14 protein-coding genes are annotated in these 16,257 nt (G+C 69.3%); 5 read left to right on the top strand and 9 right to left on the bottom strand.

All coding sequences use genetic code 11. The features are described 5' to 3' along the window. The 3 genes from HWY45_RS34845 to HWY45_RS34835 form a co-directional block, all read left to right on the top strand. Nucleotides 1-896 (top strand): PqiB family protein (locus HWY45_RS34845; RefSeq protein ID WP_176118437.1); only part of this gene is annotated, 896 nt, incomplete at its 5' end. A gap of 8 nt (nt 897-904) precedes the next feature. Further along, entirely contained in the window at nt 905-1,555 is a 651-nt protein-coding gene (locus HWY45_RS34840; RefSeq protein ID WP_414143461.1) for a PqiC family protein, read from the top strand. A gap of 119 nt (nt 1,556-1,674) precedes the next feature. Then, on the top strand, nt 1,675-2,619 hold the full coding sequence (locus HWY45_RS34835) for a LysR family transcriptional regulator (protein WP_059882951.1): 945 nt from the start codon (nt 1,675-1,677) through the stop codon (nt 2,617-2,619). Nucleotides 2,620-2,649: 30 nt separating this feature from the next. On the opposite strand, the gene HWY45_RS34830 is transcribed toward HWY45_RS34835, so the two are convergent. Further along, nucleotides 2,650-3,123, bottom strand: a complete 474-nt coding sequence (locus HWY45_RS34830) for a MarR family winged helix-turn-helix transcriptional regulator (protein WP_059882953.1) — start codon at nt 3,121-3,123, stop codon at nt 2,650-2,652. 259 nt (nt 3,124-3,382) lie between these two features. Here HWY45_RS34830 and HWY45_RS34825 point away from each other — a divergent pair, with 259 nt between their 5' ends. Continuing rightward, on the top strand, nt 3,383-4,636 hold the full coding sequence (locus HWY45_RS34825; RefSeq protein WP_059882895.1) for a PucR family transcriptional regulator: 1,254 nt from the start codon (nt 3,383-3,385) through the stop codon (nt 4,634-4,636). Nucleotides 4,637-4,766: 130 nt separating this feature from the next. On the opposite strand, the gene HWY45_RS34820 is transcribed toward HWY45_RS34825, so the two are convergent. Beyond that, nucleotides 4,767-6,464: a M4 family metallopeptidase gene (locus HWY45_RS34820; protein WP_059882897.1), complete on the bottom strand. Its 1,698-nt coding sequence runs from the start codon at nt 6,462-6,464 to the stop codon at nt 4,767-4,769. A 588-nt stretch (nt 6,465-7,052) separates the two neighbouring features. Further along, entirely contained in the window at nt 7,053-7,808 is a 756-nt protein-coding gene (locus tag HWY45_RS34815) for an SDR family oxidoreductase (protein WP_059882899.1), read from the bottom strand. A 189-nt stretch (nt 7,809-7,997) separates the two neighbouring features. Between HWY45_RS34815 and pdxR the strand changes: the two genes are divergently transcribed. Next, nucleotides 7,998-9,497, top strand: coding sequence for a MocR-like pyridoxine biosynthesis transcription factor PdxR (gene pdxR / locus HWY45_RS34810; protein WP_059882901.1), 1,500 nt, complete (start codon nt 7,998-8,000; stop codon nt 9,495-9,497). Between the two features lie 27 nt (nt 9,498-9,524). Here the strand turns inward: pdxR and HWY45_RS34805 are convergent, their stop codons facing one another. From HWY45_RS34805 to HWY45_RS34780, 6 genes are all read right to left on the bottom strand, one after another. Next, a complete protein-coding gene (locus tag HWY45_RS34805; protein ID WP_059882904.1) occupies nt 9,525-10,199 on the bottom strand; it encodes an FMN-dependent NADH-azoreductase in 675 nt (224 codons plus the stop codon). Continuing rightward, complete coding sequence (locus HWY45_RS34800; RefSeq protein ID WP_059882905.1) at nt 10,196-10,663, bottom strand: GNAT family N-acetyltransferase; 468 nt, start codon at nt 10,661-10,663, stop codon at nt 10,196-10,198. Before HWY45_RS34800 ends, HWY45_RS34805 begins: the two co-directional genes overlap by 4 nt. Before the next feature lie 384 nt (nt 10,664-11,047). Beyond that, nucleotides 11,048-12,094, bottom strand: a complete 1,047-nt coding sequence (locus HWY45_RS34795; RefSeq protein WP_059882907.1) for an AraC family transcriptional regulator — start codon at nt 12,092-12,094, stop codon at nt 11,048-11,050. A gap of 87 nt (nt 12,095-12,181) precedes the next feature. Beyond that, a complete protein-coding gene (locus tag HWY45_RS34790) occupies nt 12,182-13,378 on the bottom strand; it encodes a porin (RefSeq protein ID WP_059882909.1) in 1,197 nt (398 codons plus the stop codon). A gap of 178 nt (nt 13,379-13,556) precedes the next feature. Beyond that, nucleotides 13,557-14,762, bottom strand: a complete 1,206-nt coding sequence (locus HWY45_RS34785; RefSeq protein ID WP_059882911.1) for an MFS transporter — start codon at nt 14,760-14,762, stop codon at nt 13,557-13,559. Next, nucleotides 14,759-16,228 carry a D-arabinono-1,4-lactone oxidase gene (locus tag HWY45_RS34780; RefSeq protein ID WP_081069803.1) on the bottom strand — a complete coding sequence of 490 codons (1,470 nt, stop codon included), beginning with the start codon at nt 16,226-16,228 and terminating at the stop codon, nt 14,759-14,761. The genes HWY45_RS34785 and HWY45_RS34780 overlap by 4 nt, the downstream gene beginning before the upstream one ends. Nucleotides 16,229-16,257 lie beyond the last annotated feature (29 nt).

The raw sequence follows: 16,257 nt of genomic DNA, 5'->3' as shown, positions 1-16,257 counted from the left end.
GGCTGAAGCTGAACACGCAGTCGCTCGCGACGGTGATCCTCGGCGGCATCGCGTTCCAGACGCCGCCGAACCAGACCACGGGCGCGACGGCGCCGGGCAACACGACGTTCCGCCTCGCCGCCGACGAGACCGACGCGATGCGCGACCCGGATGGCGAACTGGTACAGGTCGTGATGAATTTCAACCAGTCGCTGCGCGGGCTGGCGGTGGGCGCGCCGGTCGACTTCCGCGGCATCGTGCTCGGCGAAGTGACGAGCATCGGCATCGACTACGACCCGAAGGCGAAGAATTTCACGATGCCGGTGACGATGAACATCTATCCGGATCGGCTCGGCAAGCGCTTCCGGGACGCGGTCGGCGACAAGGGCGATGCCGCGCGCCGGCTGGTCCTGAAGCGGCTGGTTGCCAGTTACGGTTTGCGCGGCCAGCTGCGCACCGGCAACCTGCTGACGAGCCAGCTGTACGTCGCGCTCGATTTCTTCCCGCAGGCGCGGGCGGAGTCGATCGACATCACGAAGCCGGTGATGGAACTGCCCACCGTGCCGAACACGCTCGACGAACTGCAGGTGCAGGTCGCCGATATCGCGAAGAAGCTCGACAAGGTGCCGTTCGAGCAGATCGGCAAGAACCTGAACAGCACGCTCGCGAACGCCGACCGTCTGTTCAGGCAGCTCGACACGCAGGTCATGCCCGAGGCGCGCGACACGCTGTCGGCCGCGAAGCAGACGTTCGCGACGGCCGAAGCGACGCTGCAGCAGGATTCGCCGCTGCAGTCCGACGTGCGCGGCGCGCTGAAGGAACTCACGCATACGCTGCAATCGCTGAACGCGCTCGCCGACTATCTGGAACGCCACCCCGAATCGTTGCTGCAAGGCAAACCCGGAGACAGGAAATGATCGATCGCCTGACACGACACGTGCGCGGCGCGACGTTCGCCGCTTGCGCGGTGGCCGCCGCACTGATGCTTGCCGCGTGCGCGTCGCCGCCCGCGCGGTTCTACACGCTCGCCTCCGCGGACGCCGCGGCCTCAACCCGCGCCACACCTGCCAACCCGCCGTTCCTGATCGAGGTGCCGGCCGTCGGCGTGCCCGAGCAGGTCGCGAAAAACCAGCTCGTCGTGCAGAAGAACGGCGCGCAGGTCGACGTGCTCGAACTGGAACGCTGGGCGTCGCCGCCCGCCGACGAGATCCGTCGCGCGCTGTCCGACGATCTCGCCGCACGGCTCGGCACGATCGACGTCGCGAATGCCGCGCATCCGGCCGGCGTGCCCGTGTATCGGGTGAGCGTCGACGTGCAGCGCTTCGAATCGTGGCAGGCCAAACACGCGGCAATCGACGCGGTGTGGAGCGTGCGCGCGGTCGGCACGCAGGCGGTGATGACCTGCCGCACGAGCGTCGCCGAACCGGTCGGAAGCGGCTACGACGCGCTCGTCGCGGGCCACCGGCGGGCGCTCGGCGAGCTGGCGGAGCGGATCGCGGCAGGGGTGCGGGCGATGGACGAAGCACATGCGCGTGCCGCGCCGGCGTCGCCGGTCCAGCCGTGCCGGAATCGATGACCATGCTGCCGCCCGACCTGGATCGCCGGCCCATCGCCGGCGTGGCGCCTGCCCTCTGCGATAGCGATGCCGACGCATTCGTCAGGCAAATCCGCCGTGACAGGACCGGGAAACGCAGCATCGACACGCTGCGGGCGATGCGGATCTTCGTGCGGGTGGCGGACGCGAATGGCTTCACCGAGGCCGCTCGACAGTTGAACGTGTCGGTCACGTCGGTCTCCCGCATCGTTGCCGCGCTGGAGACATCGCTGCGCGCGCGCCTGCTGGATCGTTCGACCCGACGCGTGCAGCTCACGCCGGCCGGTGAACGCTATATCAGGCACTGCAAACGGATTCTCGAGTGCGTGGACGCCGCGGAAGCCGAAGCCGCCGGCGGCGGCATGCGCCCCGCCGGAAAGCTCAAGATCCATGCTTCGTCGGAATTGGGGCAGCGTTACGTCATGTCCCTGATCGCGCGCTATCGGCGGCGCTATCCCGACGTTCGGGTCGAGCTTGCGTTGGCGCACGGGATGCCCGATCTGTTCGGCGAAGGGGCCAGCATGGCACTGGCGCTTCGCCGGCAGGCGCCCGAACCGGGATTGGCCGCGCGGCGTCTCGGGCAGATCTTCGGCATCGTCTGTGCGTCGCGCGAATACATCGCACGGCATGGCGCGCCGCAAGGCCCCCGCGATCTGGCCGACCACGTTTGCCTGGGCCTCGCGGTGCCGGGTTTCCGGCCGGACGAGTGGGTGCTGGCCGGGCCGGACGGCAAGGAGACGACGGTGCCGGTGCGGCCGGAAGTCCGGGTCAACGTCGCGGAAGCGCTGGCGACGGCGGTTCGGGAAGGGATGGGGATCGGGGTCTTGCCGATGGGTTCGGCGGCCGCCGGGCTGCGCAACGGCGACTTCGTGCGGATCATGCCCGATTACCGCGCAGCGGGGATGAGCGCTTACGCGTTGTATTCGCCGCCACGCTATCGGGACGACACGGTTCGAACCTGGGTCGACTTCATCGAGGATGCGTTTCCCGCATTGCTGAGCGCGGATGAAGCGACCCTTCGATGTCCGGAGCATACGGCAGCGTGAGCGCCCGGGCTCGCCGCGCGCGAGCGCGGTTCAGGCGTGATGCGTTCCGTTCGCGACGAGGCGGCCGAGCAGGCGCTCGAGCGCATGGATCTCGTCCGCACGGAAGCCGGACAGCAACGCGCCGGACACCGCCGAGGCGATCGCCGGAATCCGGGTGGCGACCGCCTGCCCCGGCTCAGTGACGTGTAGTCCGACGATTCGCCGGTCTTCGTCGCAATCCGTGCGCGTCAGCAGGCCGCGCTGCGCCAGGCGGTCGATCATCCGTGTCACGGCGCTGGCGTTCACCTCGCATTCCCGCGCGAGCTCGGCCGTCGTGCGAGCGGAACGGCTGGCGAGCATGAGCAGCAGGCGCGCCTGGGTGTCCGTCACGCCCAGTTCGGCTTCGGTGCGCCGCGACAGCGTGCGGCACATGACGGCCTGGGTTCGTTTCAGCAGGTAGCCGAGCCCGTCGCCGGCCGGCTGCGTTCCCGTGCCGGGGGCGTTCGGCGAGATTGCCGGGTTCATGATGCAGTTGCTCCGATTCATTGCCCGTGTCGATATCCGGCGCGGTGACCTGCGCGCCGAAATCTGAAAAAATGACTGCCTTCGTCGGGCGATGCCGACTACGTTATCCGAGCGTCGCGGCGCGGGAAATGGGACAAGGTGCGGCCGACGATGTGGTTTTTCACAATCCCCTGCGGGGCGTGAGCCGCGCGTGTCGCGCCGTGAATCGAATGAACGGGAATGGCCGATGGCTGCCAAGAACAGAAAGGTTGAATCCACCATGACGCCCGTCGACGTTCCCGCAACGTCGGCGCTGATGCGCGACAGCGTGCGCGCGCTTGCGGCGGACCCGTCGACCATCATCGAGCGCACGTATGCGGCGCTGACCCGCATCGGCGGCTACGACGGCCTGACTTCCGCGATGCGGAAGGACATCATGGACTCGATCGAGGTGTCGCAGCGATTGTGGTTCGAATCGGTGGCCACGGGCACGTTTCCGTCCTCCACGGAGCTGGAAGGTCTGCGGGAATTCGGGCGCCGGCGCGTTCATCAGGGCATTCCGCTGTCTGCGTTGCTGCGGGCCTTCTGGGTCGGGCCGCGCGAGTTGTGGCGGGTTTGCGCGGAGCTCGGCAGCCAGCATGACGATTTGCGCGACGAGCTGCTGTTCGTGCTGTCGCCCTATCTGATGGAGTATTTCGACTACATGGTGCAGCTGATCTCGCAGGCCTACCTCGACGAGCAATATCGACAGGCGCGATGGCGCGACGCGCTGCGTCAGCAACTGCACGAGATCGTCTTCAGCCATGTCGCGGACGACGATGCGTTCCGCAAGGCGACCAAGGCGCTGGGGCTGGACCACGCTTCGCCGCGAATCGCGCTGGCGATCGACTGCGATCGGCTCGATCGCGGGGCGATGCGATCGGACAGCGAGCGCGAACGCGTCGTGCTGTCGGCGGCGCGCTACCTGAAGTGCCGGAAGGACGATGTCGTCGATGTCTGGCACCGCGATCGCCTCGTCATCTGGGCGCCATGCGATCCCGGCGAAGCGGCGAGCGCGAGCGACCGGCGCGTGCAGGCCTGCATGACGGCATGGCTCGACGGCGCGGGCGGCATCGGCGCGATCGGCATGGGGTTGTCGGGCGTTGGCGCGAAAGGATGGGCGACGTCGGCCGACGAGGCGATTCGGGCGCTCGATGCCGGCCGGCACCGGGGCGGCGACGGCAAGCTGCACCGCTACTCGGACATCGTCATCGGCGAGTGCATTCGCAGCGACGGCAGCGCGCTCGACTACCTGCTGTCGCTGATGCGGGAGTTGTCCGGCGAGCAGGACCTGATCCTGACGCTCGAGACCTTCTTCGCGAACCTGCAGCGCCGCAAAGTGACCGCCGCCGCGCTGGGCATTCATCCGAATACGCTGGACCACCGGCTCGAGCGGATCGAAAACATCCTGGGCGCCCGGCTCGACGACGCGGCGTGGATCGCGAAGCTGGAAATCGCGCTGAAACTTCACGGGATGGGCGAGCGGGGCCGGTGAGCAGGCGCCCGGGAACGGCGCCTTCCGTTCGGATGCCTGAGTGTCGCGCGGCCTCGATCGGCTCGATTTCGTCCGAGTCGACGTTCCGCCGCGCGACCCTCGGGTGTTCAATGCACCCGCGCAAGCGCCATCAATTCACCCCGACCGCGCTCCACGCACGCGCCACCGCCGCGCTCTCGGCCGAGTTCGCGCCGTACAGGTCGGTCGCGGCCTGGATCGACGCGCGCCGCGCGTTCGGGTAGCTGGAGTTGGCGTTCAGGTACACGGTGAGCGTCCGGTACCAGATCTTGCCGGCCTTGTCGCGGCCGAGGCCGCTGAAGCTGGTGTCGCCATTGCAGACCAGCTGGCTCCTCGACAGCCCGGTGTCGGTCGACGGCACCACCGGCCCTTCCGCCAGCAGGTAGAAGAAGCGGTTGCCGACGCCCGACGTGTAGTGCGGATCATGACGCGGATTCGCCCACGAGAAGCCGCCCGACGGATAGCAGCTGTACGAGCGGCCGTCGAGATCCTGCTTGTACATCTTGCGCAGGCCGCCCGACGTCACGCGCGCGCCGATCACGTAGTTGCCCGGATCGTTCGGGTTGTTCGCGTAGAACTTCACGAGCGTGCCGAAGATGTCCGACGTCGACTCGTTGAGGCCGCCCGCATCGCCCGAGTAGTTCAGGTTCGCGGTGGCTTCGGTTACGCCGTGGCTCATCTCGTGCCCGGCCACGTCGACCGACACGACCGGGTTCGGCAGGCGGGTGCCGGGCTGGCCGTCGCCGTACACCATCACCTGCGACCCGAGCCACGCCGCGTTCGCGCCGGTCGTGCCGCTGCCGGTGTTGAACACCACGTGCGCATAGCTGCGCACGCCGCGGCCGTCGTTGAAGATGCCGTTGCGGTTGTGTGCGCTGCGGTAGTAATCCCACGTGAGCGCGAGGCCGTAGTCGATGTCGGCGGCAACGGTCTGCCGGTTGGTGGTCGAGTTGTTGCCCCACACGTTCGTGCTGCTCGTGAAGATCGGCAGGTCGGTGGCCTGTTCGACGTCGTCCGAGGTCAGGCCGCGGCCGTCGTACACCGAGCCGCTGCCGCGGGTCGGATCGAGCATCCGGTACGAGTTCGTGCCGAGCTGGTCGGTGGTCAGCGAAAGGTTTCCGTAGTACAGCGAACGACCGGTGCCGGTTGCCGAGGCGGTCTTGATCAGGTCCTGCGCGTCGAGCAGCTTGCCCGTGCGCGCGTCGACGTAGTACAGCACGGCGTCGCCGTGCACGTCGGTCGACTTGCCGTACACGCGCACCGCATAGGCGAGCGTCGGCGCGACGTCGCGCACGAACACCACGAGCTCCGCATTGTCGACACGGCGCACTTCCGAGCCGAAGCGCGCGACCGCCACGCGGCGGGCCGTGGCCGCGCCGACGTCCGGTGCATTGCGCACGACGTAGCGGTCGCCGGCCTTGCCGATCTTGCCGGCGAGATCGATCGGCGCGGGCTGGGTCAGGCTCGCCTGCTTCAGCTGGCCCTGGTTCGAGTGGACGACGACGTCGCCGCCGATCACCGGCAGGCCCGAGTAGAAGCGATCGAAGCGCACGTGTTCGGTGCCGTCGGGATCGACGACCACGTCGTGCACCTTGAACTGGTCGCCCTCCACCGGGGCGCCCGCCGGCGTGGCCGCGAACTTCAGCGAGCGCGCGGCATGGCCGGCGGCCACGCTGAACGCGGCCGGGTTTTGCTGGATCAGTTGCAGCGCCCGGTCGACCGGGGCCTGCTGGTCGCCGGCTTGCGCGAACGCGCCGAAACTGGCGAGGGAAATCGCGGTGACGGTCAGCAGGCTGGACAGTTTCTTCATGTAATCCCCCAGATAACGAATGCGAGACGATTGAAAATGTATTAACTAGCAGCGCAAAACGTGAGAGGTAATGTGAACTGCAAAGCCATGCTAGGAGGTCAATTTCATATTTACAAGATACTTGCGAATAAATTAATTATTCATTGTATCGGCGTGCATCGAGTCAGATATTGGTGAGAAATCTGAAATGATCTTGTCTGATGCATTGGATGCTGCGGCGTCATTGCGTCGGCGGAATGCGACGGCAAGGGGGAGGCGTGAATCTCAGGCAGGGCGAGGCTGAGCGCGATACGGACGGAGCGGGGTGCGGGGGTGCGGGCTGGTCGGCTGCAATGGCCGTGTTTTGAATGGCTGGATATTCGGCCGGATTATTGATGTTGTTTATATGGGCATTCACCCTGTCAATGAAGGGGTTTATCGGTCCATGTGTCCCGCATTTTCAAACGAGTGTCGAATATGTGGAAAACGAACTCGGGGCATCGCGGCATGGTTTGAATGGATGAAACTTTTCGGCGCGTTTTACGGACGCGATCGACATATTGCTGACATGAAAAACCTGTCGTGTCGCGTCCGCAGCGCCGCTTTCGCTCAGCCTGCCTGCCGCGCCCGTGCGAGCCACTGATCGAGGCCGATCTGCCCGATCCGCGCTTCGCCGAGCGGCACGAGCGACTGTTGTTCGACGCGGCCGCCGAAGTACGGCGCGTCCCGATCCGTGACCACCGGGCGCGTATCGCCGATCGCCTTCAGGTAGCGCGCGATGATTTCCGCGAACGGCGCGCGATCGGGGCCCGCGATATCGACGGTGCCGTTCAGCGGCGCGGCGAGCGCGGTCTGCGCGAGGGCCGCCGCGACGTCGTCGGCCGCGATCGGCTGGAACAGCCCGTCGCCGACGCGCACCGTGCCGCCGTCGGTGCCCGTGTCGGCGATGCCGCCGAGGAATTCCATGAACTGCGTCGCGCGCACGATCGTGTACGGGACGCCCGCCGCCTCGATCGCGGCTTCCTGCGCGACCTTCGCGGCGAAGTACGCGTTCCCCGGCATGCGGTCGGTGCCGACGATCGACAGCGCGACGTGATGGCGCACGCCCGCGGCCACTTCGGCCTTGCCGAGATTGCGGGCCGACGTGCGGAAAAAGTCGAGCACCGCCTGCGGCTCCCACGACGGCGCGTTGGCCACGTCGACGACGACGTCCGCGCCCGCCAGCGCGTCGCTCAGGCCCGCGCCCGTGATCGTGTCGACGCCGCTGCGCGGCGACGCGGCGAGCGCTTCGTGGCCGGCCTCGCGCAGCAGCGTGACGACGCGCGAACCGATCAGGCCCGATCCTCCGATGACGACGATCTTCATGGCAAAACCTCCAGATGAATGCAGTTGAACGAGCGGGATGGCCGACGGGTGCCGTCTCGTTTGAATGTAGGCGACACCGTCGCATCGCGTGAGGCTATTCTGGGAGAATCATGTCCCGGCGATAAGTGCCAAGAATCGCCGATCCGACTGATCCATGCTGCTTCCGCTCCCGTCGCCCGCGAGACCGTCATGACCGCACCGTCCCCCGCCCTGACCATCGAAATCGACCGGCACCATCAACAGCCGATCTACCTGCAGATCTGCGAACGCTTCAGGACCGCGATCGCCGCCGGCCATCTGCATCCCGGCGATCGCGTGCCCGCGCTGCGCGGCCTCGCCACGCAGCTGAACACGGCGCGCGGCACCGTCGAGCTCGCCTATTCGATCCTGGTCGACGAGGGCTACCTGCAGATGCGCGGCGCGGCGGGCACGTTCGTGTCGCCGTCGCTGCCGGCGGCCGTCACGCGCGCATCGCGCGCGCCGGGCGCGGGCAGCGCACGCGAGCCGGGCGCCGAAGGCAACGGCGCGGCGCGGCGGCCGGCGGCGGCACCGCGCCTGCAGGCGCTCGCCGTCGCGATGAGCGGCGAGCCGCGGCCGTTGCAGCCGGGGCTGCCCGCGCTCGACGCGTTTCCGCGCAAGGTCTGGCACCGGCTGGTGTCGCAGCGCGCGCGCAGCGGCGAACGCGCGAGCCTCGCGTATCCCGATCCGGCCGGCTACGGGCCGCTGCGCGAGCACATCGCGACCTATCTCGGGCTGTCGCGCGGCGTGACCTGCGTGCCGGAACAGGTCTTCGTGACCGGCGGCTATCGCGCGACGCTCGAACTGCTGTTGCGCAGCCTGGCGCGCCCGGACGATCGCATGTGGTTCGAGGATCCCGGCTACCTGCTCGCGCGCGGCTTCCTGAACGAGACCGGCGTGCGGCTCGTGCCGGTGCCGGTCGACGGCGAAGGCATCGACGTCGAGCGCGGCACCCAGCTGGACGCCGACGCGCGCTTCGCGCTGGTCACGCCGTCGCACCAGAGCCCGCTCGGGCACACGCTGTCGCTCGCGCGACGCATCGCGCTGCTGGATTGGGCCGAGCACGCGTCGAGCTGGATCATCGAGGACGACTACGACAGCGAATTCCGTTATCAGGGGCGGCCGCTGCCGGCGCTGAAGCGCCTCGACCGGCGCGATCGCGTGATCTATTGCGGCACGTTCAGCAAGGTGATGTTTCCGGGCTTGCGGCTCGCGTATGCGGTGGTGCCGGAACGCGCGATCGAGCGCATCGGCCGGGTCGCGCTCAGCATGAACGCCGGCTCGCCGACGCTGTTGCAGGCGGCCACGGCGGATTTCATCGAGCAGGGGCATTTCGCGCGCCACCTGAAGCGGATGCGCGCGTTGTACGCCGAGCGGCGCATGCTGATCGTGCAGGCGCTGCGGCAGGCGTTCGGCGAACGGCTGATCGTCGATCCGCCGTCCGGCGGCATCCAGTTCGCGGTGCGGTTCGCCGACGGCAGTGTCGACGATGTCGCGGTCGCGGCGCGCGCCCGCGACGCGGGGCTCGCGGTGGTGCCGCTGTCGACCTGGTATGCGAACCCGCGCGCGCGGATTACGCCGCGCGGGCTGGTGATGGGCTTCGCGAATATCGCCGACGCGCGGGAGGCCGGGCGACACGCGCGCACGCTGCGCGCGTGTCTGGATGGCTGACGCGCATCACGTCGCGCCCCGGGGGCGTCAAGCGCCCGGCACCGCCGCAGTTGCGTCGGCGCGCGCACGGCCGGCCGCGTGCGCGGCGAGCGCCGCGAACACCGAGCCGCCGGCCAGCTCGGCGCGCGCCGTATCGAGCGCTTCGGCCACGGCCGCTTCGCCTGCCACGAGCCCTTGCAGCAGCAGGAACTGCACGTCGCGGATGCCGATCGAGCCGAGCGCATAGTGCAGGTACGGCGTCAGGAAATCCGGCTGCCGCGCGCGCGCGCCGCGATGGAAGCCGCCCGACCCGACGATCACGACGGTCGGCCGGTCGCGCATCAGCCCGACCTTGCCGTCCGGCGTCGACGCGAACGTGCGATGAATGCGCAGCACGTAATCGATCCACAGCTTGAGCGCCGCCGGCACCGTGAAGTTGTGCATCGGCGTGTTGACGATCAGCGCGTCGGTTGCCTCGATCTCGCCGATCAGCTCCTCGGACAGGTCGAACTGCGCGGTATCCGGCGTGCGCGACGTGATGGCGCGCGCGTAGTCGCGGGCGACGGGCGGCAGCGGCAACGTGGCCAGGTCGCGTTCGGTCACGTCGATCGCCGCCGCGCCCGGCGCGACGCGTGCGCGCAGCATGTCGACGATCTCGCCGGCGAGACGAAAGCCGTGGCTGGCTGCGCCGTGCGGGCTCGCGTTGATCAGCAGGATCTTCATGACGCTTGCTCCGTTGCCGGCGCAAGCGGCGCGAGCGCCTGCGCGAAATGCATGCCGCGTGCGAGCAGCCCGTTGCGGAAATAGAAGCGCTGCGCGAGCGGCATGTGCAGGCCCGTGTCGAGCACGAGCTGCGCGCAGCCGGCCTCGCTCGCGATGCGCCGCACCGCGTCGAGCAATTGCGCGCCGATGCCGCCGCGTTGCGCTGCGGCGTCGACCACCAGATCGTCGACGTACACGAAGCGGCCGTACAGCAGGTTAGTGAGGGTTCGGTAGCCAGCGAGACCGACGATGCGGCCCGCGTCGGATGCGGCAAGCAGGCGATAGCCGTCAGCGTGCTGCCGCGCGACCTGCGCGGCGAACGCGTGCGGATCCGTCAGGTGCGCGCGCAACTGGCGCATCACGTCGAAGGCGGGCAGCAGCGCCTGCGGCGTGTCGAGATGAGTGAAGCGGAGCGAGGCGGTCATGGGCGTCTCAACGAACGGGGAACGCTGCACACGATAGCGCGCGGACGGCCCGGTCGACAGGGCCAAGAACGCGCCAACCGACCGGGCCATCGTCCGGGCGCGCGTCACCACGTCACCACGTCATCGCGTCAATGCGTCAATGCGTCAATGCGTCAATGCGTCAATGCGTCAATGCGTCAATGCGTCAATGCGTCAATGCATCACCGCATCACCGCATCACCGCATCACCACGTCGCCACGTCGCCACGTCACCACGTCACCACGTCACCGCGTAACCGTGTCACCGAGTCACCGAGTCACCGCAACAATGCGTCACCACGTCACCACGTCACCACGTCACCACGTCACCACGTCACCGCGTCACCGCGTCACCGCGTCACCACGTCAATGCGTGCCGGACGGTGCCGCCGCGCCGATCGCATGGAACGCCTCGCGCGGGCCATGCCCGGTCCAGCGCTTGAACGCGCGCCGGAAGTTGTGCGAATCGCTGAAGCCGACCGCGTGCGCGACATCCTCGATCGACAGCCGCGGGTTGCTGAGCAGCGTGAACGCGCGCTTCTTGCGGATCGTGTCGATCACGGCCTGGTAGGACACGCCCTGATCGGCGAGGCGCCGCCGCAGCGTGCGCTCGCTCATGCACAACTGCGTGGCGATCGCGGCGAGCGTCGGCGCGTGGCGCAGGTCGCGCCGCACGATCCGCTCGATCGATTCGAGGAAGTCGGTGCCTTCGGGCTCGGGCGGCAGCGCCGTCTGCAGGAACTCGAGCGCCTGCCGGTGCGCGAGCGGATCGCTGGTCGCGATCGCGCGGCGGCCCCAGGCGGCGTCGCATGCGAACAGGTTGTGCTCCTGCTCGAAGCGCACCGGGCACTGGAACACGCGCGCGTACTGGTCCGCGTAGTCGGGCCGCGGGTAGCTGAGGTCGACGGCCTTCGGCTGGAAGCCGTCGCCGGCGAGCGAGCGGCCGATCTTCATGAAACTGCCGAACGCCTCCTCGACGAGGAACGCCTCGATGTCGGGTTCGAGGAACACGTTGGTCGCGTAGATCGACAGGGAGCGCGCGTCGGTCGTCAGGTCGAAATGCATCAGCGGGCCGGTGTGGCGCTGCAGCGCGATGCCGACCGCGATCGCATCCTTGACGGTCGGGCTCGTCAGCATCGCGTAGCCGACCAGCCCGATCGACGCGATCGTCTCGCTGACGCCCAGCTCGAGGCCGAGCGCGCGCCGCGGTGCCATCTCGAGCGCGCGGCGGATCATCGCGCTCGCCTGGCGCAGCGAAATCCGGCACGACGGATTGGACAGGTCCGCGACGTCGAAGCCGAGCCCGAGGCACAGCCGTGTGGGGTCGATGCCCAGTTCCTTGCTTGTCTCCGCCAGGCACCGCAGTAAATGAACCGGCAGGTTTGCCGTCGTATAGCGGGTGGTATCGTCCATGGATGCTCCCAGCTTTTTTCCACGGATTGTACGCGTCCCGCCCGCGCGGGGTGCCTCGGCGGCCGCCGGCCACATCGGCGCGGCCGCTCAGAAGTAGTGGCGCAGGCCGACGGTCGCGCCGAGCTGCGTGGTGCCCGTGCTCGGCGCCTGGCCGTTGACGCCCACGAGCTGCGCGCCGGCCAGGCCGCCGCGATAGATCGCGTAGTCGACTTCCGCGTAGAGCATGCTGCGCTTCGACAGGCAGTAGCCGGCGATCACCTGGAACTGGCGCGCGCGGCCGTCGAAGTTCGCGACGTAGCCGGACTGGTTGGTCCACCATGCGTTGACGGCCGCGGTCAGCACCGGCGTGATCCGGTAGGTCAGCCCGGCGAGCACCATCTCGCGGCGGCGGAAGCCGCCGGGCGCGGCCGGATCGGCCACCTGCGCCGGCGAGATGATGCCGAGCGCCGCAAGATCGGTCGGGCTGAACGGGCCGTTCGCGAACGACGTGAATTCGTTGTCGCGCGTGTTCACGATGTAGCCGGCGTTGACGCTCGCGTTGCCGATCGTCAGCGAGCCGCCGCCCGAATAGATGTCGAAGTGGCCGCTGGTGGCGTCGTCGCGGATCCGCATGGCCGATGCGCCGAGCGTGAACGGCCCCTTGTCCGGCGCGTACACGACGGCCGCGCCGTACTGGCTGCCGGCCGAGCCGCCGCCCGCATGCCCGCCCGGCGCGTATTGCGCGAGCAGGTAGAAGCCGCCGAGCTGCGCGATGTACTGGATCATGTTGCTGGTGCGCGCGCCGGCCAGCATCGTCTGTTCGGGCTTGAACAGGTTGAAGTACGGATCCTGCGGGCCGGCCCACAGGTTCGATCCGTAGGTCATCGACACGCCTTCGAACGCGACGTTGTACTGGCGGCCGAGCATCAGCTGGCCGAGCGTCGACGACGTCAGCCCCACGAACGCGACCTGGAAGAAGTTGTCCGAATTCGCCGGCACGATGGCGCCGCTGTTGGGGCCGAAGTGGCTTTCGACGTTGAACTGCGCCGACAGGCCGCCGCCGAGGTCCTCGTTGCCCTTGAGGCCCCAGTAGCTTTCGGTCAGGCCGCCGCCGTCGGCCATCGAGATCTTGCGGCCCGTCGCCTGCGGCGCGCCGTCGGGCCCGTATGAAACGCCGTTCGTTTCGTAGCGCAGGCCGGCGTCGATCACGCCGTACAGCGTCAGGCTGGTTTGCGCGTGCGCGGCGGTGCCGGCGAGGACCGACATCGCGCAGCAGGCGGCGCGGATGCTTTCGAGACGAGTCATGCGGCGAGTCATCGGAACTCCGGACGGATGGGGGAGAGGCTGGCGGTCTTGCGCCGCCGGATCGAATGTAGAGAGCCAAATTTGCGCGGGCCAAGGCCGCGGCGGCCATTTTCGTGGTGCGTCGCGGCCAGCGTGATGCCGCCTATGCCGCGTGCACCGGCGCGACGCGCGATGCGTGTCAGCGCGACGGATGGCCCACGCCGCCGTGCGCGCCGGCCGGTGCTGCGCGTCTCAGCGCGAGCCGCACGAACGGCGCGGCGGCCAGCACCGCGATGCACAGCAGGTGCGCGACCCGCGTGCCGCCGTAGCGACCGAGCAGCGCGCCGGACAGCGCGGTGCCCACGCCCGCGGCGAAGAACGTGACGACGAGCGTGCGGGCCACGAGCGAGCCGTCGGGATCGACGTCGGACAGCAGGCCCGTGAGGAACGGCACGATCACGAAGAACGCGCCGTTCAGCACGAGCTGGCTCGTGAAGTACGCGCCGCCGCCGGTCGAGCCGAAGAACCATTCGAGCGACGCGACCATCGCGAGCTGCGCGGCCCAGATCAGCGCGAGGCGATGCCGGTGGCTTGCCGGATGCGCGGGGACGGCCGCGCCGACGAAGCCGAGCAGCGACGACGCCGACAGCCGCACGCCGATCGTCGTCGGCGACAGCCCGGCGCGCGCGCCGACGAAGCCGGCGATCGCCCATTGCGATGCCTGCACGCCGTACACCAGCGCGGTCACGATCCAGATCGCGACGACCGGGCGCCACGGCAGGCCGCCGTCGCGCGCCTGCGTGCGGGCCGCCTGCGCCGGCGGCGCCGCGAACGCGCCGATGCCGCGCATCGCGGGCGCCAGCACGGCCACGACGCTCGCCAGCAGCGCGAAGATCCCCCGCGCGAGCCACGCGGACGGCAGCGCCGAGATCAGCACGAGGATGCCGCCGTTGATGCCGCCCGCGAGCAGGTTGATGTGCCCCCACAGGCGGTCGGTCGACGCGCGCTGCGACACGCCCGATGCGACGACGACGAACAGCATCCCCTCGAACAGCCCCGTCAGCCCGCGCGCCGCGCCAACCGGCACGATGCCGGGCGCGACGGCGCTGAGCGCCTGCCCCGCGATCGCGCCGAGCATGCCGGCCAGCGTGAACGGGCCGGCGGCGCGCGCGATCAGGCGCGGCAACAGCGCGCAGCTGATCGCGATGCCGAGGATCTCGGCGCTGACGAGCGCGGTGGCGGCGCCTTCGTCGAGCCGGAAGCGCGCCATCACGGCGGCGACCAGGAACGGCGACAGGATCAGGCCGTTGGTGGCCGCCGCGAACGCGAGCGCGAGGCGGACGACCGCGCCGCGCGACGGATCGGGGCGGGACGAGGCTGCGTAACCGGAAGCGGCGGTGCTCATCGGTTCTCCTCGGTGGAGCGCGGCGCGGCATGCAGCGCGCGGGCCGCATCGGTCGGCGGCCGCGCGCCGGCGCGAATCGGCGCGGCCGATGTGGCCGACGTGGCCGGCGTGGCCGATGTGGCCGATGGGGCCGATGTGGCCGACGTGGCCGACGTGGCCGATGTGGCCGACGCGCCGTGCCGCAAGCCGAACAGCGCGCGCAGGTACGGCGTGAGGAACCGGCCGTGCGGGTCCATCCGTTCGCGCAGCGCGAGGAAATCGTCCCAGCGCGGGTAGCAGGCCGCGAGGCCGGCCGCGGTCAGCCCGTGCACCTTGCCCCAGTGCGGCCGCCCGCCGTGGTTCAGGCAGATCGCCTGCACGCCCGCGAAGTACGCGTCGAACGGCATCCCGCGATACTGGTGGACCGAGATGTGCACGCTGTCGCGCCCGTAGTTCGGGCTCAGCCAGATGTCATCGCCGCGCACCCAGCGGTATTCGAGCGGGAACATCAGCGGGAAGGTGCGGCGCGCGATGAACGCGCGGATTTCCCGCAGCGCGTCGGCGCCGCGCTCGGCCGGCACGGCCCATTCCATTTCGTTGAAGCGGACCCGGCGCACCGTGGACAGCATCGCGTGGCTCGCGTCGACCTGTCGGCCGGCCGACACGGTCGACGCGCACAGCCGGCTCAGCGACGGGCACAGCGCCGGCACGCGCCGGCCGAGCCCGCACAGCGCGCCGAACACTGTGTTCTCCACGAACGACTCGGCGGCGCGGCTGGCCCGGCTGGCGGTGTCGGGCGCGTCGTCGGTGAGGTCCCACGCCTTGGTCAGCACGGTGTCGGTGTGCGGGAACCAGTAGAACTCGAACGAGCGATGCCGGCCGATCAGCGCATCCGCCTGCGCGAGGCAATCGTCGAGACGCATCGCGCCGCGTTCGAGGCGCAGCCGGAACGACGGCACGACGCGCAGCCCGATCTCGGTCAGCACGCCCAGCACGCCGAGCCCGATGCGGCCGCCCGCGAACAGGTCGGGGTGCGTGTCGGCCGACGCGCGGATTTCCGTGCCGTCCGCGCGCATGAACGCGAGGCTCTCGATCTGCGTCGACAGGTTGCCGAGCGTGATCCCGGTGCCGTGCGTGCCGGTGCTGGTCGCGCCGGCGATCGACTGCACGTTGATGTCGCCGAGGTTTTCCATCGCGTAGCCGCGCGCGGCGAGTGCGGGGCCGAGCGCCCACAGCCGCGTGCCCGCGTGGACGCGCGCGACGCGTCGCTCAGGATCGATGTCGATCACGCCCTGCATCCGGTCGAGCGACAGGATCACGTCGTCGGTCTGCACGAGCGGCGAGAACGAATGGCCCGCGCCGGCCGCGCGCACGGTCGCGCCGGAAGCGGCGGCCTCGCGCAGCACGGCAGCCAGCGCGTCGCGCGACGCGGGTGTCGAAACGGTTGCCTCAGGACTGCTTACATATCCGGACCAGTTGCGCCACATGGGGTGTCCTCGTTGCCGATGCGTGAATG

The sequence above is a fragment of the Burkholderia stagnalis genome (assembly GCF_902830275.1).
Classification (GTDB): domain Bacteria; phylum Pseudomonadota; class Gammaproteobacteria; order Burkholderiales; family Burkholderiaceae; genus Burkholderia; species Burkholderia stagnalis.
Note: the sequence above shows the minus strand (reverse complement) of the source record. Positions and strands in the feature narration are given on the sequence as shown.

What these genes read in the sequence shown, in the direction of transcription:
- HWY45_RS34830 (WP_059882953.1), bottom strand. Translation starts at nt 3,123, where the DNA reads ATGAACCCGGCAATCTCGCCGAACGCCCCCGGCACGGGAACGCAGCCG.
- HWY45_RS34815 (WP_059882899.1), bottom strand. Translation starts at nt 7,808, where the DNA reads ATGAAGATCGTCGTCATCGGAGGATCGGGCCTGATCGGTTCGCGCGTC.
- HWY45_RS34805 (WP_059882904.1), bottom strand. Translation starts at nt 10,199, where the DNA reads ATGAAGATCCTGCTGATCAACGCGAGCCCGCACGGCGCAGCCAGCCAC.
- HWY45_RS34780 (WP_081069803.1), bottom strand. Translation starts at nt 16,228, where the DNA reads ATGTGGCGCAACTGGTCCGGATATGTAAGCAGTCCTGAGGCAACCGTT.
- HWY45_RS34795 (WP_059882907.1), bottom strand. Translation starts at nt 12,094, where the DNA reads ATGGACGATACCACCCGCTATACGACGGCAAACCTGCCGGTTCATTTA.
- HWY45_RS34820 (WP_059882897.1), bottom strand. Translation starts at nt 6,464, where the DNA reads ATGAAGAAACTGTCCAGCCTGCTGACCGTCACCGCGATTTCCCTCGCC.
- HWY45_RS34825 (WP_059882895.1), top strand. Translation starts at nt 3,383, where the DNA reads ATGACGCCCGTCGACGTTCCCGCAACGTCGGCGCTGATGCGCGACAGC.
- HWY45_RS34800 (WP_059882905.1), bottom strand. Translation starts at nt 10,663, where the DNA reads ATGACCGCCTCGCTCCGCTTCACTCATCTCGACACGCCGCAGGCGCTG.
- HWY45_RS34790 (WP_059882909.1), bottom strand. Translation starts at nt 13,378, where the DNA reads ATGACTCGTCTCGAAAGCATCCGCGCCGCCTGCTGCGCGATGTCGGTC.
- pdxR (WP_059882901.1), top strand. Translation starts at nt 7,998, where the DNA reads ATGACCGCACCGTCCCCCGCCCTGACCATCGAAATCGACCGGCACCAT.
- HWY45_RS34785 (WP_059882911.1), bottom strand. Translation starts at nt 14,762, where the DNA reads ATGAGCACCGCCGCTTCCGGTTACGCAGCCTCGTCCCGCCCCGATCCG.